The organism is Klebsiella sp. YJ (genome assembly GCF_002108615.1).
Classification (GTDB): domain Bacteria; phylum Pseudomonadota; class Gammaproteobacteria; order Enterobacterales; family Enterobacteriaceae; genus Klebsiella; species Klebsiella planticola.
In genome coordinates this window covers 132,735-152,617 of record NZ_MTEG01000004.1, presented here as the reverse complement: position 1 = coordinate 152,617, position 19,883 = coordinate 132,735, and the positions used below count along the sequence as shown (strand labels likewise).

The 19,883-nt window shown below is 57.2% G+C and carries 15 protein-coding genes; 6 read left to right on the top strand and 9 right to left on the bottom strand.

Annotated elements, in window-relative coordinates; all coding sequences use genetic code 11:
- Window positions 1-2 precede the first annotated feature (2 nt).
- Window positions 3-965, top strand: a complete 963-nt coding sequence (locus BV390_RS04855; protein WP_004858562.1) for a carbohydrate kinase family protein — start codon at window positions 3-5, stop codon at window positions 963-965.
- Window positions 966-982: 17 nt separating this feature from the next.
- Window positions 983-1,843, top strand: a complete 861-nt coding sequence (gene fba, locus BV390_RS04850) for a class II fructose-1,6-bisphosphate aldolase (protein ID WP_032689274.1) — start codon at window positions 983-985, stop codon at window positions 1,841-1,843.
- A gap of 90 nt (window positions 1,844-1,933) precedes the next feature.
- Here the strand turns inward: fba and BV390_RS04845 are convergent, their stop codons facing one another.
- The 3 genes from BV390_RS04845 to BV390_RS04835 form a co-directional block, all read right to left on the bottom strand.
- Window positions 1,934-3,802, bottom strand: coding sequence for an amidohydrolase (locus tag BV390_RS04845; protein WP_085396654.1), 1,869 nt, complete (start codon window positions 3,800-3,802; stop codon window positions 1,934-1,936).
- A gap of 24 nt (window positions 3,803-3,826) precedes the next feature.
- The gene (locus BV390_RS04840) at window positions 3,827-4,372 is read right to left on the bottom strand and encodes an antibiotic biosynthesis monooxygenase (RefSeq protein ID WP_032689276.1); all 546 of its coding nucleotides are present in this window, start codon (window positions 4,370-4,372) and stop codon (window positions 3,827-3,829) included.
- A 183-nt stretch (window positions 4,373-4,555) separates the two neighbouring features.
- Window positions 4,556-5,197, bottom strand: a complete 642-nt coding sequence (locus tag BV390_RS04835) for a hydrolase (RefSeq protein ID WP_032689277.1) — start codon at window positions 5,195-5,197, stop codon at window positions 4,556-4,558.
- Between the two features lie 337 nt (window positions 5,198-5,534).
- On the opposite strand from BV390_RS04835, the gene BV390_RS04830 reads away from it, so the two are divergent.
- Window positions 5,535-6,437, top strand: coding sequence for a LysR substrate-binding domain-containing protein (locus BV390_RS04830; protein ID WP_085396653.1), 903 nt, complete (start codon window positions 5,535-5,537; stop codon window positions 6,435-6,437).
- Here the strand turns inward: BV390_RS04830 and malZ are convergent.
- The 5 genes from malZ to phoB all read right to left on the bottom strand — a co-directional run bounded on the left by malZ (window position 6,428) and on the right by phoB (window position 13,626).
- A complete protein-coding gene (gene malZ / locus BV390_RS04825; protein WP_085396652.1) occupies window positions 6,428-8,251 on the bottom strand; it encodes a maltodextrin glucosidase in 1,824 nt (607 codons plus the stop codon). The genes BV390_RS04830 and malZ overlap by 10 nt on opposite strands.
- Window positions 8,252-8,388: 137 nt before the next feature.
- Window positions 8,389-9,762, bottom strand: coding sequence for a proline-specific permease ProY (proY, locus tag BV390_RS04820; protein ID WP_032689280.1), 1,374 nt, complete (start codon window positions 9,760-9,762; stop codon window positions 8,389-8,391).
- Between the two features lie 123 nt (window positions 9,763-9,885).
- Window positions 9,886-11,205 (bottom strand): branched-chain amino acid transporter carrier protein BrnQ, encoded by a 1,320-nt coding sequence (brnQ, locus tag BV390_RS04815; protein WP_032689281.1) that lies wholly within the window; start codon window positions 11,203-11,205, stop codon window positions 9,886-9,888.
- A 414-nt stretch (window positions 11,206-11,619) separates the two neighbouring features.
- Window positions 11,620-12,915: a phosphate regulon sensor histidine kinase PhoR gene (phoR, locus tag BV390_RS04810; protein WP_032696562.1), complete on the bottom strand. Its 1,296-nt coding sequence runs from the start codon at window positions 12,913-12,915 to the stop codon at window positions 11,620-11,622.
- A 21-nt stretch (window positions 12,916-12,936) separates the two neighbouring features.
- Complete coding sequence (gene phoB / locus BV390_RS04805) at window positions 12,937-13,626, bottom strand: phosphate response regulator transcription factor PhoB (protein ID WP_004204861.1); 690 nt, start codon at window positions 13,624-13,626, stop codon at window positions 12,937-12,939.
- A gap of 209 nt (window positions 13,627-13,835) precedes the next feature.
- Between phoB and sbcD the strand changes: the two genes are divergently transcribed.
- The 3 genes from sbcD (at window position 13,836) to BV390_RS04790 (ending at window position 18,881) form a co-directional block, all read left to right on the top strand.
- The gene (gene sbcD / locus BV390_RS04800) at window positions 13,836-15,038 is read left to right on the top strand and encodes an exonuclease subunit SbcD (RefSeq protein ID WP_047664180.1); all 1,203 of its coding nucleotides are present in this window, start codon (window positions 13,836-13,838) and stop codon (window positions 15,036-15,038) included.
- Complete coding sequence (gene sbcC / locus BV390_RS04795; RefSeq protein WP_064793177.1) at window positions 15,035-18,193, top strand: exonuclease subunit SbcC; 3,159 nt, start codon at window positions 15,035-15,037, stop codon at window positions 18,191-18,193. The genes sbcD and sbcC overlap by 4 nt, the downstream gene beginning before the upstream one ends.
- Before the next feature lie 325 nt (window positions 18,194-18,518).
- Complete coding sequence (locus BV390_RS04790) at window positions 18,519-18,881, top strand: NUDIX hydrolase (protein WP_032696565.1); 363 nt, start codon at window positions 18,519-18,521, stop codon at window positions 18,879-18,881.
- Between the two features lie 46 nt (window positions 18,882-18,927).
- Here BV390_RS04790 and mak read toward each other — a convergent pair whose 3' ends face one another.
- Window positions 18,928-19,833: a fructokinase gene (gene mak, locus BV390_RS04785; RefSeq protein WP_032689286.1), complete on the bottom strand. Its 906-nt coding sequence runs from the start codon at window positions 19,831-19,833 to the stop codon at window positions 18,928-18,930.
- Window positions 19,834-19,883 lie beyond the last annotated feature (50 nt).

Genomic DNA, 19,883 nt, shown 5'->3' with positions numbered 1-19,883 from the left:
TTATGGCTATATTGTCCATAGGTTTTTCATGTTTTGATCAGTTCTTCTTTCTGAATGAGTGGCCGCAGGAAAACACCAAAAACTTCTGCCACGACTTTATTGAAAGCGGCGGCGGTCCAGCGGCAAATGCCGCATGGCTGCTGGGATTATGGGGCGAGGATGTCTATTACATCGGTCATCTAAATGCGGATATTTACGGTCAGCGTATCGTCGATGAATTTGCTCAGGCCGGAGTCGATACCAGCCACATCGTCTTTTCCGATGAGATGATCACCCCGCTGGCGTCGGTGTTGGTTAACCGTTTAACGGGCTCGCGAACCATTATTACCCGTAAAATGCAAACGCCACCTTCGCTGACCTACGATCAAAAACTGAAACTTGACGATCTCGCACAGCGCCTTATTGCTTCAGAAGAGCCGGTTACTCTGTTAATTGATGGTCACGAAGCCGAAATCAGCGAGTATTTAATTAAAAAACTCCCCGCAGCCCGCGTGGTCATGGATGGCGGTTCGTTACGCGCCAGTAATATCAAACTGGCGGCCTGGACAGATTATTTCGTCGTCAGCGAACATTTCGCCAGAGACTATATGAGCTACCGTGCGCTGAGCACAGAGAAAGAGCTAAAAACAGCGCTTCTCGAACTGAATAAAATCTGCCGGGGCGAAGCTTTTATTACTCTTGGAGAAAAAGGCTGTGCCTTTTTAAAGAGCGGGATGCTGCATATTGTTCCCGCCTGGCAATGTCAGGCCGTCGATACGACCGGCGCCGGCGATGTTTTTCATGGTGCTTTCACTTACGGCGTTCATTATTCATGGCATATCGATAATATTATTCTTTTTGCCAGCCTGACCGCCGCAATCTCTATTGAGAAAAAAGGTGTTCGTGAATCCATGCCGGATCTTGCCGTTGTTCATAACGCATTAAATAGCTACGAAAGAAACTTAACGCAGTATTTTGATGAATAATTAATTCCGAGGTGATTATGTTAGTTTCTATGAAGGACATGCTTCAGCATGCCCTACGGGACGGTTATGCCGTAGGGCAGTTCAATATTAATAATCTGGAATGGGTTGGCGCCGTATTAAGCACCGGGCAACAGCTCCGCTCACCCATTATTTTGGGGGTCTCCGGCGGCACGGTAAAACATATGCTGGGCCTGAAATGCATTCACGACATCGTGGTGAATGCGATGGACTATCTACAGATTGATATTCCGGTCGCCTTGCATCTCGATCACGGGACCACGCGCGAGGCCTGTGAAGCGGCCATTGAAGCTGGCTTTAGCTCAATTATGTTTGATGGCTCCCATTTGCCGTTTGCGGAAAACCTGGCGATCACCCGCCATCTGGTCGACCTGGCGCACAGCAGAGGCATCTCCGTCGAAGCCGAGCTGGGAACCATTGCCGGCAGTGAAGATGGCATCGTGAATTCTGAGGTTATCTATGCCGATCCGCAGGAGTGTTTTACCCTGGTCAGCGAAACGCAGGTAGACTGCCTCGCCGCCGCGCTCGGTTCTACGCACGGGCTTTATAAAGGGAAGGCTAAACTCGGCTTTGCCGAAATGAAAGCCATATCAGAGCTGGTCAAGGTGCCGCTGGTACTTCACGGCGGGACCGGCATTGCTGACGACGATATACGCAAAGCGATTGCCTGCGGTACGGCAAAAATTAACGTCAACACCGAGAATATGTACGCCTGGTGTGAGGCCGTGAAAGCGCTGTTTGCCGCCGATAACGGCCACGATATTAACGATCCACGCAAAGTTATCCAGCAAGGCTTGCTGCCCGTACGCGAGATGGTTGCCCGCCGGATCCAGCTATTTGGCTCTCAGAACCGAGGCTAAGTCCGGCATTATCATTGATGCTCAAGCAGATGGTTGCGCTACGCGCTCCCCCGGCGATCTGGCCTGAGGAGCGCGTAAACCTGGAAGAGGCTAAAACGCGAAGCAGGAACAGCCCATCACGCCCCAGAACGCCTGTTCGTCCGACACCGGCACCGACGACTTACGGGCAATATCATGCTGATGACCGTGCACGCCGCAGCTGCCGCAGCACTGGTGCATCTGTACTATCGCCCCGATTTTCACTGCCGCAGGCGGAGCGGAACGATAGTGGCCCGGCACCTTAACCACCGGAGACCACTCCGGCAGAACAGGAATCGGCGGCGGCGCCAGCGGCGAGAAATGCCCTGCGGCATAAACCACTTTGCCATCGACCACCGTCAGCACCGACTCAATGCCTTTGATCTCCTCTTCCGGCACGCTGAAATAGTCTTTGGACAGCACCACCAGATCGGCCAGCTGATCTTTCTCAATACGCCCTTTTTTGCCTTGTTCACTGGAGAACCAGGCGCTGCCCGCGGTCCACAGTTCCAGCGCCACCTCGCGCGGCAGACGGTTACTCTCGTCATACATCGCCATGCCGCCCACGGTACGCCCGGAGACCAGCCAGTAGAGCGCGGTCCACGGGTTGTAGCTTGCGACACGCGTCGCATCGGTCCCCAGCCCCACCGGCACGTCCAGCTCCAGCATTTTCGCCACCGGCGGCGTATGCTTGACCGCATCTTTGCCATAGCGATCGACAAAATATTCGCCCTGAAAAGCCATTCGGTGCTGCACCGCGATACCGCCGCCGAGCGCCTTCACGCGTTCAATATTCCGCTCGGTAATGGTCTCCGCATGGTCAAAGAACCAGTGCAGGCCGTTAAACGGAATATCGCGATTCACCTTCTCAAAAACATCCAGCATCCGGCTGATGGATTCATCATAGGTCGCATGCAGGCGGAACGGCCAGCGGTGCTCCACCAGATGGCGTACCACCCGCTCCAGCTCATCTTCCATCCCTTGCGGCAGATCCGGACGCGGCTGCAGGAAATCTTCAAAATCCGCCGCCGAGAAGACCAGCATTTCGCCGGCGCCGTTGGCACGGAAAAAGTCGGTCCCCTGCCCCGGTTTCAGCATATCGGTCCAGCGTTCGAAATCATCCAGCTCCTGTTTTGGCCGCTGGGTAAACAGGTTATAGGCAATACGCACGGTCATCTGCTCTTGCGCATGCAGCTGTTCAATAATTTCATAATCTTCCGGATAGTTCTGGAAACCGCCCCCGGCATCGATCGCGCTGGTGAGGCCAAGCCGGTTCAGCTCACGCATAAACTGACGCGTCGAATTGACCTGCAGCTCCAGCGGCAACTTCGGCCCTTTCGCCAGGGTCGCATAGAGAATCATCGCGTTAGGTTTGGCGATCAGCATCCCGGTGGGGTTACCGTGGCTGTCGCGCACGATTTCACCGCCGGCCGGATCCGGCGTCTCTTTGGTGTAACCCACGGCCTTCAGCGCCGCACGGTTCAGCAGCGCGCGATCGTAGAGATGGAGGACAAATACCGGCGTATCCGGCGCCGCCTCGTTCAACTCCTCGAGGGTGGGCATACGCCGTTCGGCGAACTGAAATTCACTCCAGCCGCCGACAACGCGCACCCACTGCGGAGACGGCGTGCGATCGGCCTGATCTTTCAGCATGCGCAGCGCGTCGGCCAGCGACGGAACCCCCTCCCAGCGTAGCTCGAGATTATAATTCAGCCCGCCGCGGATCAGGTGCAGGTGGGAATCGTTCAGACCGGGGATCACCGTATGACCTTGTAGATCAACTATCTGTGTCCCTTGCGCAGCAAAACTCATGATCCGATCGCTGCTGCCGGTGGCGAGGATCTTGCCGTTGGCGATGGCGATCGCCTCGGTCAACGGATTAGTGCGGTCGAGTGTATGAATTCGGCCGTTGGTAAGGATCAGTGTGGCAGTTTGCGACATAACGCTCTCCTTCAGGAGGCTGACTCAGTTTTTCTTTAACCAGCCAGCAAACAGACGGGTCACGATGGGCATCCAGAACCAGACCACCAGCGCGACCACACAGGCATCATTTATCAAATGCAGCAGCAGGCTTCCCCGCAATGAGGGAAGGAACATCCCGGTCAGCCAGGGCACCAGGTTAGTGCTGGGAAAGATCACCAGCAGCGTAATCAGAAACTGCTTCCAGCGCAGCGGCTGGCGTACGTTCGCCGCCGGTGGAGTGAACCAGAAGGCCGGCTCGGTCCGCACTTCCGTGCGATCGCCTTCATTGAGCAGCGGCGCAATTTCCGCGACCAGTTCGCGACGCGTTTCTGACTGCGTCCAGGCATAGAGGTGTTCAATGGTGTCAAAACGAATAATGACGCTCCATAAATTCTGCCCGGCGGTCGGGCGAATCACGTTAGCGCCCAGATGGCCGGGAAACTCTGCCGCGACAGGCATAATTTTACCTAACCATTGCTCATAGCGTTCCCCGTGTTCAGGGTCGAGCGTATGGCTTATTACCAGGGTCACCGATTTCTGTTGCGTCATGACCGGGCTCCTTGCTGCGGAGAAGGGCGGGATTTCCCCCCCTTCTCCATCAATGACAATACACAAAATCATTCATGCTGCGTCGAAGCGGCAAGCTTGTACGCCCCCGGTCACTGACATAAGTCAGCGACCGGGGCGGGCAAACGAAGGCCACACAGAGACAGCCTGAAGGACGAAGTGTATTCAGGCTTTACGTTCCGGCGCGCCGTGTACCATGGTATAGGCATAATCCACGCCCATCCCGTAAGCGCCGCTGTGTTCGCGAACCAGATCCATGACCGCGTCATACGTCTCTTTGCGTGACCAGTCGCGCTGGTATTCCAGCAATACCTGCTGCCAGGTGACCGGAACAGCGCCGGCCTGCACCATGCGATCAATTGACCGTTCATGGGCGTCAACGGAGGTGCCGCCGGAGGTGTCGGTAACCACGTAGACTTCAAACCCCTCTTCCAAAGCCATCAGCGCCGGGAAGGTCAGGCACACTTCGGTCCACAGCGCAGAAATAATCAATTTTTTGCGTCCGGTGGCTTTGACCGCCTTAACAAAAGCGGCATCTTCCCAGGAGTTCATCGACGTACGTTCAATCGGTTTAACCTGCGGATGGACCGCCAGTAATTCTGGCCAGATATAGCCGCTAAAACTTTTGGTCTCAACGGAAGTATAAATAACCGGAACATTAAAAATCTTGCCGGCTTTCGCCAGGGCAACGGTGTTGTTTTTCAGCGTCTGACGGTCAATATTGGCAACGCCAAACGACATCTGCGGCTGATGGTCAATAAAGATTAGGGCAGAGTTGGTTGGATCGATCAGTTCCCGAATAGACATGACATACCTTCTTAATCAATAAGTTAAAGAGATATAAAACAAGTTACTGTGGGTCTGAATCGTGAAGGATAAAGCATGCTGAGTATAGTCAGTTATTTCTAACGAGTTATTAAAGAAATTCTCCGTGCTATTGCTAAATGTATAAGCTACGGGCGATAAATTTCAGACGTATGAAGGCGGAAAGAGAGGAAGATAATGGGGTAAAAATATAAAAACCTGGCTGTCTGGTTAGCAATGCTTATCAAAAATTTACGCGAAAGGGTTCTAAATTATTCACTGGCATTGACCATCCGGCTTCGGTAAAACTGAGTCACCCTTGTTAACCGGTAAGTAATGGATGCGCTTAAACCATGATGTTCTGCTGATTCTGGACGCGTTAGATACCCACGGGTCTTTCGCCACCGCCGCAGAGTCGTTGTATAAGACCCCTGCCGCCTTGAGCTATATGATCCAGAAGCTGGAAAGCGATCTGGATATCACTCTGCTGGATCGCAGCGGTCATCGGGCGAAATTTACCGATACCGGCCGAATGGTGCTGGAAAAGGGTCGTTTGCTGCTCAACGCCGCAAAAGATCTGGAAAAACAGGCCGTCCAGCTGGAAGCCGGCTGGGAGCGGGATCTGGATATCGCGCTCGATGCCTCTTTCCCTTTTGAACGTCTGCTGCCGCTGATCGACGCTTTTTACGCGCAAAACCCGCAAACCCGGCTCAACTTTACCCACCATACGCTGGCCGGCTCCTGGGAAGAGCTGACCCGCAACGGCGCAGATATTATTCTCGGCGCCATCAACGAACCGCCCACCTCCGCCGAATGGTCGTGGAAAATGGTCGGCGCGCTGGATAATGTCTTCGTTGTCGCCCCCGCTCACCCGCTCGCCGAAGCGACGCAGCCGCTCAACAACAAGCAGCTGAGCCTGCATCGCGCGGTGGTGATTAGCGACAGCGCCCGCTATTGCCATCCGCTCAACAGCAACCTCCTCGCTGAACAGCCGCAAATTCGCGTCGACGATTTTGCCAGCAAGGTGGCGCTGCTGCGCGCCGGGCTGGGCTGCGGTTTTTTACCTCGCCATATCGCACAGCCGTGGCTGGAGAACGGGGAGCTGATAGAAAAGCCGGTTCTCTCCTGCCGCGAGAAAGATCTCACCTATATCGCCTGGCGCAGCGATAACGACGGCCTCGCCCAGCGCTGGTGGCGGGAGGCGATTCTCCGCGACCCGTTCCTGAACCAGCTCTACTCCTGACGGCTGAACCAGACGCTGGCGGAAATAGCGGGCAGGCTCAGCACGCCATCATGCAACGTACCGGCGCCCTCTTGCACCTGCCATGCGCCAACGTCCAGCAGCGGCGAATCCTCGACAACCACTTCGCAGGCTTCGCCGCGGTTGATGGCCACCAGCACGCGCAGCTGCTTATACACACGAGCAAATACCACCACGTTCTCTTCGGCATAAATGACCTGGCAGCCGCCGTATCGCAGTGCCTTATTGGCTTTGCGCAGCTTCGCCATCCGCTTATACAGCCCCAGCAGCACGGTATCCTGCAGGGCGGGATCCCACGGGAAGGGTTTACGACAGAAGGGATCGTTGTTGCCATCGACGCCCACTTCATCGCCGTAGTAGATGCAGGGTACGCCCGGCCAGCAAAACAGCCACACGACCGCCAGCGGCAGGCGTGCGACATCTCTGCCCAGCAGCGACTTAAATCGCGCGGTATCGTGACTGTCCAGCTGGTTAAACATCCGCAGCTGCTGCTGATGCGACAGCCCGGCGCGATAGTTATCCATCCAGGCGACGCAGGTCTGCGCGTCAATCTTCTGCGGATCGTAAGAGATATCGGTATTGGCGAGGAATCCCCACAGCGGGAAGGTAAAACCGCGGTAGTTCATGGCGGCATCTTCAGCGTCCGCCTGGAGCCACTGGCGGGCGTCACCAAAATGCTCGCCGAAGACAAAGGATTCGGGCTGCGTCTGCTTCGCCGCCGCGGTAATACCGGCAATATGGCGCAGGTTGTTGTGCGCCCCGCCGCCTTCACCCAGCATATGCACCACGTCCAGCCGCCAGCCGTCCATGCTCCACGGCGCTTTCAGCCAGTGGCGGACAATACTGTCTTCTCCGGCGTAGATTTCATTCACCAGGCTTGCGGACTGATAATCCAGCTTAGGCAGGCTGGCGTAGCCCAGCCAGCTATGCGCTTCCCCTTCGGGAGAGATGGTAAACCAGTCGCGCCACGGCGAATCGGCATGGTGACACGCCCCGCTGCTGCCGCGCTGGTGGCGGTCGAACCAGGCGTGCGAATCGCCGGTATGGTTAAACACACCGTCAAGAATCAGACGCATCCCTTCGCGCTGCGTGTTGTGGCGCAGACGCAGCAGCGCGCCGTCGCCGCCGAATTGCGGATCGACGCGGCGATAATCTTCGGTATCGTATTTATGCACGCTGGGGGCGACAAATACCGGGTTCAGATAGAGCGCAGTCACGCCAAGCTGCTTGAGATACGGCAGTTTCTCGCTGATGCCGTCAAGATCGCCGCCATAAAAGGTGGAACCGCCCGCTTCACCGGTTAACGGCTCATCCCACGATTTCCGGACAATGTCGCGCCCGGCGGCGTGATGATGATAGACCCGATCCTGTTCCGCTTCTCGCGTCTCGCTGCGCGCAAAACGATCTGGGAAAATTTGATAAAAGACCTGATCGGCCACCCACTGCGGGCCGCGATCCGGCAGATCGACGGCGAACTGCTCCAGCCTCGCCGGCGGAAAACGGTTAAAGCCCTGCGGCGTGAACCAGCGCTGACGATCCGCCCACAGCAGCTTAAAACTGTAGCGCCGACGCGGCTGGCCGCTGGCAAGATTGATTTCGCCCCGCCACGCAACAACGCCCGGATGCGGTTCCTGGCGCAGTCGGTGCATTGGCAGCGAGAGCTCTTCATTATCTTCTTCCGCACGCAACGTCACCCGCTGCGGCAGATCGTCGCCGCTGAGCCATAAAGTGATAAAGAGTCGTTCCTGCTGCTCCTTGATAAACGGAGCCACAGGCAGGTGCCATGCCTTCAACATCGTCATTCCTCTCTCTTTAGAATGGGCACACCTTGCCACAGCCCACAGGCGGATGACTCATCATCACAGGAATTATTGGGGGAGGATAATGGGGGTGGAGAGCGCGCCTGCCAAATCGGACAGGCGCGGGGGAAGCGTTACTGTGCCTGCGCCAGCTGGCGGTCGCGGCGAGTTTTCCACTGCCAGCCAGCCAGCAGCAGCACAATCCAGGCGAAACCGACGTACAGCGAGATACGGGTGTCCGGATGGTAGCCAATCAGCGCAATAATAAAGACGAGGAACACCAGACCCACGGCAGTCGTGGCGACGCCACCCGGTACCTTAAACTTCAGCGCTTTCGCCTCTTCCGGCGACAGGCGACGGCGAAAGGCAATCTGCGACAGCAGGATCATGATCCACACCCAGACGGTGGCGAAGGTGGCCAGTGACGCAATCACCAGGAAGACGTTTTCCGGCATGATGTAGTTAAGATAGACCGCAAACAGCAGCGCAACGGTCATCACCATCACCGTCACCCACGGGATCCCGCGACGCGAAGTCCTGGCGAAAATCTTCGGCGCGCTGCCCTGCTCGGCCATGCCGTGCAGCATACGTCCGACGCCGAAGACGTCGCTGTTAATCGCCGACAGCGAGGCGGTCAGCACCACAAAGTTAAGGATGCTGGCGGCAAACGCAATGCCCATATGCTGGAAGGTCAGAACGAACGGGCTGCCGTCAGTGCCCACCTGATTCCACGGATAAATGGACATAATCACGAACAGCGTGCCGACATAGAACACCAGAATGCGCATCGGGACCGAGTTAATCGCGCGCGGAATGGATTTCTCCGGGTCTTTCGCTTCACCGGCGGTGATGCCGATGATCTCTATCCCGCCGTAGGCGAACATCACCATCTGCAGCGACATCACCATTCCCAGCCAGCCGTTGCTGAAGAAGCCGCCGTTGCTCCACAGATTATGGATGCCGGTAGGCTGTCCGCCGTTGCCGATCCCCCAGATAATGATGCCGAAACCGGCAAGAATCATGATGATGATGGTGGCAACTTTAAAGAACGAGAACCAGAACTCCAGCTCGCCGAAGACCTTAACGCTCATCAGGTTGACGGCGCAGATAATCAGCACCACGCTGAGCACCCATATCCAGTGCGGTACCGTCGGAAACCAGACGCCCATATAAATCCCGAAAGCCGTCACGTCGGCAATCGCGACAATCAGAATTTCAAAGCAGTAGGTCCAGCCGGTGATATAGCCCGCCAGCGGACCGAGATAATCCTGCGCATAGCGGGAAAATGAGCTGGCGGCAGGGTTGTGTACCGACATCTCTCCCAGCGCGCGCATAATGATGTACGCGGCCGCGCCGCCGATAATATAGGCCAGCAGGACGCTTGGGCCCGCCATTTTAATGGCGTCAGCTGAACCATAGAACAGGCCGGTACCAATTGCGGATCCCAGCGCCATAAAGCGGATATGCCGGGTACTTAGCCCGCGCTTAAGTTTGTTACTACTTTCCATCGTATTCCATGCCGTTTTTCTCTTCAGACCTTCGCCGGAGCAGGCCGCAAAAGAGGATTACCTGAAAAACAAAAAACCACGGGACCCAAAGTCCCGTGGCTTAACACTGATTAAAACCGTCGGTTAATGCGCGCTGGAGGTCACCTGACGTCCTGCCGCACGGTCCCAGATCACCGCCAGAACCACCATCACGGCGGTAGGCATCAGCCAGGCAAGACCCTGTTCAGCCAGCGGCAGACGCGAGGTCCAGGCCGGTAACATCTCCGCGAACGCCGACGATTTAATGCCGTCAATGATACCAAACATCAGGCTGATAAACATGGCCGGCGCAATGACGCGGGACGAATTATGCCACCAGTTGCGGGTAAAGCTTAAGACCACCAGGGCGATACATGGCGGATAGATAGCCGTCAGCACCGGAATCGAAATCTGAATCAGATGGCTCAGCCCCAGGTTGGAGACCGCCATCGAGAAAATGCCGAGGATAAATACCAGCGCGCGATAGGATAATGGCAGGTACTGCGCGAAGAACTCCGCACAGGCGCAGGTCAGGCCCACCGCGGTCACCAGACAAGCGATGAAAATCAGCGCCGCCAGCATAAAGCTCCCCGCGCCACCGAAGGTGTGCTGGACATAGGCATGCAGAATCGCCGCGCCGTTAGCGGATTGATCCACCAGTGTCGCGCTATCAGACCCGAGGCGGAACAGCGCCAGATACAGCAGCGTCAGCCCCACGCCGGCCATCAGTCCGGCCCAGACGGTGTAGCGAGTCAACAGGCGCGCTTCCGTTACGCCGCGAGAGCGCGCGGCGTTAACAATGACGATACCGAACACCATTGCACCCAGCGTATCCATGGTCAGATAGCCGTTAACGAAGCCGTTAGAGAACGGCGCGGTGCGGTAAGCTTCCAGCGCATTGCTGATCGAGCCAGCCGGCCAGATAATTGCCGCAACGGACAAAATGATCAGCGCAATAATTTTCAGCGGTGCGAGGAAATTCCCCACCGTATCCAGCAGTTTGCCCGGATAGAGCGAAACCAGGATCACCAGCGCAAAATAGATCACGCTGTAAATCATCAGCGGCATCGCGCCGTCGCCGGTCAGCGGGGCAATCCCGACTTCAAAAGAGACCGTTGCGGTACGCGGCGTCGCAAACAGCGGGCCAACGGCCAGGTAACAGACCACCGCCAGCAGGATGCCGGCCACTTTGCCAATCGGCGTACTCAGGCTTTCCACGCCGCCGCCGACTTTCGCCAGCGCCACAACCGTCAGCACCGGTAAACCCACGGCGGTAATCAGAAAGCCAATAGCGGCGGTCCAGACGTGTTCACCAGCCTGTAAACCCACCATCGGAGGGAAGATAATGTTGCCTGCGCCAACGAACAACGCGAAGGTCATAAAGCCCAACGCGATAATGTCGCGAGATTTTAACTGATGGGTCATAAATTCATTACTGCCTGTGGATGTGGTGTTGTTAACAAACGGAAAATACCGTGTCTTCCCCTGAGGGAGGATACAGCGGTGGTTGCCGGAAAAATCAGCGGGATATGCTCCCGAACACGCGTGGGAAAGAATTGTTTTTTGAATTACCACGCAAAAACAGTCTGTCTGCGACTGCATGGGGGGCAATTTAAACGCTTATAACGTTTTAATGCAAGGCGGGATCGCAAAAGCAGATGATTATGCTAAGTCTATTTTTACGAGCGGGATTATTGACCATATCTAAGGAAAACCCCCGGCTAATCATGCGAACAAAAAAGCAGCAGGCGTTCATTAATTACGCGGCTAAAAAGTGACTGCAAACGAAAATGACCAGCCGAAGCTGGTCATTGGCAAGTCATGTTGACAAGGGCGCGTTCAGGCGCTTTTTTTGGCAATTAAACGTTCCGGGAGTAAGAAACTAAAACGCGTCCCTTTGCCTACCGTACTCTCAATTTCCAGGCGACTGTCGTGATGATTTACCGCATGTTTGACAATCGCCAGTCCAAGACCGCTGCCGCCGGTTTGCCGCGAACGCGCCTTATCCACGCGATAGAATCGCTCGGTCAGACGCGGAATGTGCTCGGGCGCAATCCCCGGACCGTTATCCTCGACGCTGAACAACGCGCCATGCGGCGCCCGTTGCCAGCTGACGGTAATCTCCGTCCCCGCTGGCGTATGGTTAATTGCGTTATACACCAGATTGGACATCGCGCTACGCAGCTGCTCTTCGTTGCCCAGCACCAGCAGCGTCTCATCGACGTGGAAGTGGAGCGTCTGCTTCTGCTGGCTGAGCGTCTGGGCTTCTCGCTCCACCACCCGCAGCATCATCGGCACGTCGATTTTGTCATTCATGGCCAGCGTCGGCGCCGCTTCTATCCGCGACAGCGTCAGCAGCTGCTTGACTAACCCCTCCATGCGCTGGGTTTGCTCGCGCATCGTATGCAGCGCTTTTTCGCGCGTCATCCCTTCCAGCACCTGCTCCTGCATCATCTCCAGATAGCCCTGCAGTACCGTTAACGGCGTGCGAAGCTCATGGCTGACGTTGGCAAAAAAGTTGCGCCGCGCGCCTTCCAGCTGGTGCATCTGCGTCACATCGCGCGCCACCATCAGCCACTGTTTGTCGCTGTAGGGCATGACGCGGATCTCCAGATGACGAGCAGTATTGAGGACCAGATTGAGCGGCTTTGAGAAATCTCTGTTTTTGAGGTAGTGAGCAAATTCAGGGTAGCGCAGGAGGTTAAGAATATTTTGTCCACTGTCGTCCGGCCAGCGCAGATTGAGGATCTGCTGAGCCAGACCATTACACCAGAAGATGGCCCCCTCCTCCGTCGTCAGCACCACCGCATCGGGCAACGACTCCGCCCCGCTACGAAAGCGTTTGATCAGACTGCCCAGTTCGCGTCGGCGCTTTTTATTGCGCATCTGCATCTGGTGAAGGCCGTAGAGCAGCGGTTCCCAGCTGCCGCTTCCCGGCGGTGGCGTCATGCTACGGTCGACCCATAGCCACCATGAAAGACGTAATAAATTCCAGAAATGCCAGATGAGAAGTCCGGTTACTGCCGCCAGCAAAAACCACGGCAGATAACCCACCACCGCCCCAAGAATCAGGGCCGGGATACAACATAAGAAAAGCTCAAGCGCCAGCCTTTTCCATGACAGCCGTTCCAGCACGGTTCACACTCCTGTCGAGATTCAGAAACGGGCGGAGAAACGATATCCCGTGCCGCGGACCGTTTGTACCATCCGGTCATGGCCGCTATGTTCCAGCGCTTTACGCAGACGGCGAATATGCACATCCACCGTTCTGTCTTCTACATACACGTTCGTCCCCCAGACGTGATTCAGCAGCTGTTCGCGGCTGTAGACGCGTTCCGGGTGAGTCATAAAGAAGTGTAGCAATTTAAACTCCGTCGGCCCCATGTCCAGCGGACTTTCTCCGGTCATCACGCGATGGGAGGAAGGGTCAAGGCTAAGCCCTTGCATTTCAATCACTTCTTCCACAGCCATCGGCGAAATACGGCGCATCACCGCTTTGATTCGCGCCACCAGCTCTTTCGGTGAAAAAGGCTTAGTGATGTAATCATCGGCGCCGGTTTCCAGACCACGTACACGATCCTCTTCTTCACCGCGGGCGGTGAGCATGACGACCGGGATATCGCGGGTCATCGCCTCACGCTTGAGCAGCTTGATAAACTGGAGACCCGATCCGCCCGGCAGCATCCAGTCGAGGAGAATCAAATCAGGCCAGGGTTCATTGAGTTGATTCACCGCACTGTCATAATCTTCCGCCTCGACGGGCTGAAAGCCGTTTTGCTCAAGAACAAAGCAGACCATTTCGCGGATCGGAGCTTCATCTTCAACGACCAGAATTCTTCTCGCCATTATTTACCCTGTATTTTTTAGCCATCAGTATAGAGTGCGGCGCCATTATGCGTCAGTTTTGTGACAGATTTATGAAGAAAATGACCGTCATATGATAGCGGATTTTGAATAATGACAAGGAGTAACAATCGATCCTGCAGGCGTTAAAGGGGCAACCTGCCGGATGACAGGTATATAATGCGCCCATGCTTTTTCGCCAGGGAATACTTATGCGCATCATCCACACCTCTGACTGGCACCTTGGCCAGAACTTTTACAGCAAGAGCCGCGCCGCCGAACACTCGGCCTTTCTCGACTGGCTGCTGACCAGCGCGCAGGCGCACGAGGTCGATGCCATTATTGTCGCCGGCGACATCTTTGATACCGGCTCGCCGCCAAGCTACGCTCGCGAGCTGTATAACCGCTTTGTGGTTCAGCTTCAGCAGACCGGCTGCCAGCTGGTGGTACTGGCGGGCAACCACGATTCGGTGGCGACGCTGAATGAATCCCGCGATATTCTGGCCTTTCTGAAAACCACGGTGGTGGCCAGCGCCGGCCATGCCCCCTTTATTCTGCCGCAGCGCGACGGCACCCCCGGCGCCATATTTTGCCCGGTCCCCTTCCTGCGCCCGCGCGAGCTGGTCACCAGCCAGGCCGGACACTCCAGCGGCGAAAAACAGCAGCTGCTGTTGAACGCCATCAGCGACTATTATCAGCAGCAGTACGAAGCGGCCTGCGCCCTGCGCGGCGATCGTCCGCTGCCGATCGTCGCCAGCGGCCACCTGACCACCGTCGGCGCCAGCAAAAGCGATGCGGTGCGCGATATCTACATCGGCACGCTGGAGGCATTTCCCGCCAGCCATTTTCCCCCCGTTGATTATATTGCCCTCGGCCATATTCACCGGGCGCAAAAGATTGGCGGCAGCGAACATATTCGCTACAGCGGCTCCCCCATCGCCCTCAGCTTTGATGAGACAGGAAAAAGCAAAAGCGTCAATCTGGTGACCTTCACCGACGGGCAACTGACGGAGGTGCTTCCTCTGACGGTGCCGGTGACGCAGCCGCTGGCGGTGCTGAAAGGCGATTTCTCCAGCATCAGCGAACAGCTCACCCAGTGGCGGGACGCCCCTCAGGAGCCGGTCGTCTGGCTGGATATTGAAATTACCAGTGACGAATATCTCCATGATATTCAGCGCAAAATTCAGGCTCAGACCGAAGATCTGCCGGTGGAAGTGCTGCTGGTTCGCCGCAGCCGCGCCCAACGTGAACGCATCCTGGCGGGCGAGCGGCGGGAGACGCTGAGCGAACTGCAGGTCGAGGAGGTGTTTGAACGCCGCCTGGCGCAGGAAACGCTGGAAGAGGCGCAGCAGCTGCGCCTGACGCAGCTGTTCAACGAAACGCTGCATAGTCTGAATGGTGAGGAGCACCTGTGAAAATTCTGAGTTTGCGCCTGAAAAATATCAACTCGTTAAAAGGCGAATGGAAAATCGACTTCACCGCAGAACCGTTCGCCAGCAACGGGCTGTTTGCCATCACCGGCCCCACCGGCGCCGGGAAAACCACTCTGCTGGACGCTATCTGCCTCGCGCTGTATCACGAAACGCCGCGTCTGAGCAGCGTCTCGCAATCGCAAAACGATCTGATGACCCGCGATACCGCCGAATGTCTGGCGGAAGTGGAATTTGAGGTCAAAGGGACCGCCTATCGCGCCTTCTGGAGCCAGAACCGCGCCCGCAATCAGCCGGAGGGCAACCTGCAGGCCCCGCGCGTTGAGCTGGCGCGCTGCGACGATGGGCAGATCCTCGCCGATAAAGTCAAAGATAAGCTCGAACTTACCGCTTCGCTCACCGGACTGGATTACGGTCGCTTTACCCGCTCAATGCTGCTTTCGCAAGGCCAGTTCGCCGCGTTCCTCAATGCCAAACCGAAAGAACGCGCTGAGCTGCTGGAAGAGCTGACCGGCACCGAAATCTACGGTCAAATTTCAGCACAGGTGTTTGAAAAGCATAAACTTGCCCGCAATGAACTGGAGAAACTTCAGGCCCAGGCGTCCGGCGTTCTGCTGCTGAGCGATGAGCAACAGCAGGCGTTACAGCAAAGTTTGCAAGCACTTACTGATGAAGAGCGTCTACAGCTCGCTGAGCAAACCCGCCTGCAGGCGACGCAGCAGTGGCTGCTGCGCCAGCAGGAGCTCAGCGCGGAAGCCTCGCAGTCGCAGATCCGGCTACAGGAGGCGCAGCAGGCGCTGGATCAGGCCCAGCCGCAGCTCGCGGCGCTGCTCAACGCGCAGCCGGCAGAGCAGCTGCGTCCGCTGTGGACCCGGCAGCAGGAGCAAAGCGCCGAGCTGGCGCAAACCCACCGCCAGGTGGAGGAAGTGAATACTCGCTTACAGGACAGGCTGCGGCTGCGCGCCGGGATTCGCCTTGCCGCCAGCCGGCAGATGACGCGCTTACAGGATACCCATCACGCCCTCAACCTGTGGCTTAAAGAACACGATAGCTATCGCCAGTGGGGAAACTCGCTGGCGGGCTGGCGGGCCGTCTTCCAGCAGCAGGCGCGCGATGCCCAACAGCAGAACGCCGTGCAGCAGAGCCTGGCGGAAACCACTCGCAAGCTTTCGGAGCTGCCGCCTGCGGCGCTGACGCTGGATGCCGACCAGGTTACCGCCAGCCTGGCGCAGCACGCCGCCGCTCGCCCGCTGCGCCAGCAGCTTTCGACGCTGCACAGTCGCCTGTTGCCGCTTCGTCAGCGTCAGCAGCAGTTGCAAACCGCGGAGCAGGCCCGCCGCGAGGAGCAGGAAAAGCTGGAAACAACCCTGGCCCAGCGCCGGCTGGCATACAAAGAAAAACATCAGCAATTCAGCGATGTGAAGGCTATTTGTGAGCTGGAAGCGCGCATTGTCGGGCTGGAGGAAGAGCGCGCTCGCCTGCAGCCCGGGAGCCCTTGTCCACTGTGCGGTTCCAGCGAACACCCGGCGGTCGCGCAATACCGGGCGCTGGAACCCGGCGTGAATCAGGCCCGCCGGGATAGTCTGGAGCGTGAAGTCAAACAGCTGACGGAAGAAGGCGCCCAGCTACGCGGTCAGCTTGAGGCACTGCTTAAACAACAGGTTAAAGAGAAAGAAGAGCTGGACTCACTCCTCCAGCAGGAGCAAGCGCTCACCTCGCAATGGCAGACAACCGTCAGCGGACTCCATTGCGAACTGCAGCCGCAGGATGATATTCCCGGCTGGCTGGCGGCCCAGCAGGAGAGCGAACAGCAGCTGTATCAGCACCAGCAGCGACTGGCCTGGCAGGCCCAGCAGCAGGCGGGCGAGCAACAGCTCAGGCAGCTCCAGCATGAGCAGGAACAACGGCGCGCGCAGCTGGAGGCGGAACTCTCGCCCTTCGCGCTCAGCGTTCCGCAGGCCGATCGGACGGCGGAGTGGCTGGCGCAGCGGGAAGCAGAGAGCCGCCTGTGGCAGGAAAAACAGAATCAATTTGTTGCGCTTCAGGAGCAGCTTCAACAGCTGACGCCGCTGCTGGATACGCTTCCGCAGACAGAGCCGGAGTCCCTTCCGCCAACGGACGAGATAGCCGATCCGGCGCCGCTGACGGGCTGGCGTCAGGTGCACGACGACTGTCTGGCATTGCAAAGCCAGTGGCGGACGCTGAGCCAGCAGGAGAGCCAGCAGCAGGAAGCGCTGCGGGAGACGCAAACCCGGTTCGCTGCCGCACTCTCCAGCAGCCCGTTTGCCGACCAGCAGGCCTTTCTCGCTGCCATGCTCGACGAAGAGACGCGCCAGCGGCTGGAGCGGCTTAAACAGACGCTGGAAAATGCGGTACAGCAAAATAACGCCCTGGCGCTGCGCGCCCGCGATGCGCTTGCCCGGCATCAGCAGCAACCGCCGGCAGACGTCGACCTCACCCAACCGCTGGAGCAGGTCCAGGCCCGTCTGCTCCAGCTGGCGCCGCAGCTGCGGGAAAACAGCGCCCGCCAGGGAGAGATCCGCCAACAGCTGAAACAGAACGCCGGGAACCAGCAACGCCAGCAGACATTGCATCAGGAGATCGCGCTGGCCGGGCAGCAGCTCGAGGACTGGGCATGGCTTAATGCGCTGATCGGTTCTAAAGAGGGCGATAAGTTCCGTAAATTCGCCCAGGGGCTAACGCTGGATAACCTGGTCTGGCTGGCGAACCATCAGCTCAATCGCCTGCACGGGCGCTACCAGCTTCAGCGCAAGGCCAGCGAAGCACTGGAGCTGGAAGTGGTTGATACCTGGCAGGCGGATGCGGTACGCGATACCCGAACCCTCTCCGGCGGTGAAAGCTTCCTTGTCAGCCTGGCGCTGGCGCTGGCGCTGTCCGATCTGGTGAGCCACAAAACGCGCATCGATTCGCTGTTTCTTGATGAAGGGTTCGGCACGCTCGATAGCGAAACGCTCGATACTGCGCTGGATGCGCTCGACGCCCTGAATGCCAGCGGTAAGGTGATCGGCGTGATAAGCCACGTTGAAGCAATGAAAGAGCGAATTCCGGTGCAGATCAAAGTTAAGAAAATCAACGGCCTTGGCTACAGCCGGCTGGATAAAATGTTTTCCGTCGAGTAACCCCCGGCGATTCCTCCGCTGAAGACCTTTCCCTTAGGGGAAAGGTCGTATTTCCCCCGGCGCATTATTCCTGCCGCCACTTCACGAATTATCTTGATCATGCACGAATATGCATGTTAATTTCATTTCTCTTTCCTTAATGAGAATAAACAGGCATAGACATGACGTTTCAGGCACCAAAAAACGGAAAAATCGATTAACACCGTCATTCGTGCACAAACACGCAGGTCAACATACCCGACAGGTACGCGCCAGGTAAAAGCGCCTTTCCGGATATCCATCGGGTTTCCCGTCTTCCCGCTCATATATTAAGAAGGTCTTAGAGATGAAAAGTTGTCTTATTCTGGTTGCGGGCCCCGTCCGCAGCGGTACCAATAATCACCCGGAACTGATTGCTGCCAACCTGGACGCCATGGCACAGGTTGCGCTGAGTATTTATCGTAAAGGGCATATTCCTGTTATTGGCGAGTGGCTCGCTTTACCTATTGCCAAAGCCGCAGGTTCAAAAGAAACAGGCGATCCGATCAGCGAAGAGTTTTTATATCCCGTCGCGCATCGTTTGATTAGCCGCTGCGACGCGATTTTGCGTATACCGGGGGAGTCCCGGGGTGCCGATCTTGATGTCGAGGAAGGGGAAAAAAGGGGGCTACCGATTTATTATCGCCTCGACGAGATCCCCGTTCTGTAATTCCCCCCGTTGCACCTGCTGAGCAGGGCAACGGGGTCACGCTGCTTTACAGCGGCCACAGCCAGGCCGCGCCGCGCACGCCGCTGGAGTCGCCGTGTACGGCTTTTCGAATCGGCGTCTCGCACTCCCCGCCGAATACCCATGGTTTCACCAGCTCAGGCACCGTCTGGTAGAGGCGTTCAACGTTGCTCATGCCGCCGCCGAGGACTATCACATCCGGATCGAGGATATTGACCACGTGGGCCAGCGACTTCGCCAGACGCATCTCGTAACGCTTCAGCGCCTGTTCGGCCAACGGATCCTGCTCGCCAACCCGCTGCATAATCGCATTGCCCGTTAGCGACTGGCCGCTCAGTCGCTGGTAATCCGTGGCAAAACCGGTACCTGAGATAAAGGTTTCGATACATCCCTGCTTACCGCAATAGCACGGCACTTCGGCGCGATAGCGCAGTTCATCCTCATCCATCCACGGTAGCGGGTTATGCCCCCACTCCCCGGCGGTACCGTTGCCGCCAATGTGGGAACGGCCATTTATCGCCACTCCCGCGCCGCATCCGGTGCCGATAATCACCGCAAACACGGTCTGCGCCCCGGCGGCGGCGCCGTCTACCGCTTCGGAAACCGCCAGGCAGTTGGCATCATTCGCCAGGCGTACTTCGCGATTTAAGCGCTGGCTCAGATCGTTATCAAACGGCTGACCGTTGAGCCAGGTAGAATTGGCATTTTTCACTACCCCGGTATAGGGTGAAATCGACCCCGGGATCCCGACGCCAACGCTGCCGCGCTGCCCGGTGGCCTGCTCCGCCATCCCGACCAGCGTCGCGATATTCTCTATCGTTTGCCGGTAATCCTCTCGTGGAGTCGGCAAACGGTGGCGAAATAACTGCTCTCCCTGGTCACTCAGAGCAATGACTTCTGTTTTTGTGCCGCCCAGATCAATACCAATACGCACTGTAAGCTCCTCTCCCCGATTAACAATGCAAGCATAGCGACAATTCGCTA

Bases quoted from the DNA above. Each gene is read 5' to 3' on its own strand.
- BV390_RS04830 (WP_085396653.1), top strand. From the start codon at position 5,535: ATGCGCTTAAACCATGATGTTCTGCTGATTCTGGACGCGTTAGATACC.
- BV390_RS04835 (WP_032689277.1), bottom strand. From the start codon at position 5,197: ATGTCTATTCGGGAACTGATCGATCCAACCAACTCTGCCCTAATCTTT.
- fba (WP_032689274.1), top strand. From the start codon at position 983: ATGTTAGTTTCTATGAAGGACATGCTTCAGCATGCCCTACGGGACGGT.
- BV390_RS04855 (WP_004858562.1), top strand. From the start codon at position 3: ATGGCTATATTGTCCATAGGTTTTTCATGTTTTGATCAGTTCTTCTTT.
- sbcD (WP_047664180.1), top strand. From the start codon at position 13,836: ATGCGCATCATCCACACCTCTGACTGGCACCTTGGCCAGAACTTTTAC.
- phoB (WP_004204861.1), bottom strand. From the start codon at position 13,626: ATGGCGAGAAGAATTCTGGTCGTTGAAGATGAAGCTCCGATCCGCGAA.
- BV390_RS04840 (WP_032689276.1), bottom strand. From the start codon at position 4,372: ATGACGCAACAGAAATCGGTGACCCTGGTAATAAGCCATACGCTCGAC.
- proY (WP_032689280.1), bottom strand. From the start codon at position 9,762: ATGGAAAGTAGTAACAAACTTAAGCGCGGGCTAAGTACCCGGCATATC.
- BV390_RS04790 (WP_032696565.1), top strand. From the start codon at position 18,519: ATGAAAAGTTGTCTTATTCTGGTTGCGGGCCCCGTCCGCAGCGGTACC.
- malZ (WP_085396652.1), bottom strand. From the start codon at position 8,251: ATGTTGAAGGCATGGCACCTGCCTGTGGCTCCGTTTATCAAGGAGCAG.
- BV390_RS04845 (WP_085396654.1), bottom strand. From the start codon at position 3,802: ATGTCGCAAACTGCCACACTGATCCTTACCAACGGCCGAATTCATACA.
- brnQ (WP_032689281.1), bottom strand. From the start codon at position 11,205: ATGACCCATCAGTTAAAATCTCGCGACATTATCGCGTTGGGCTTTATG.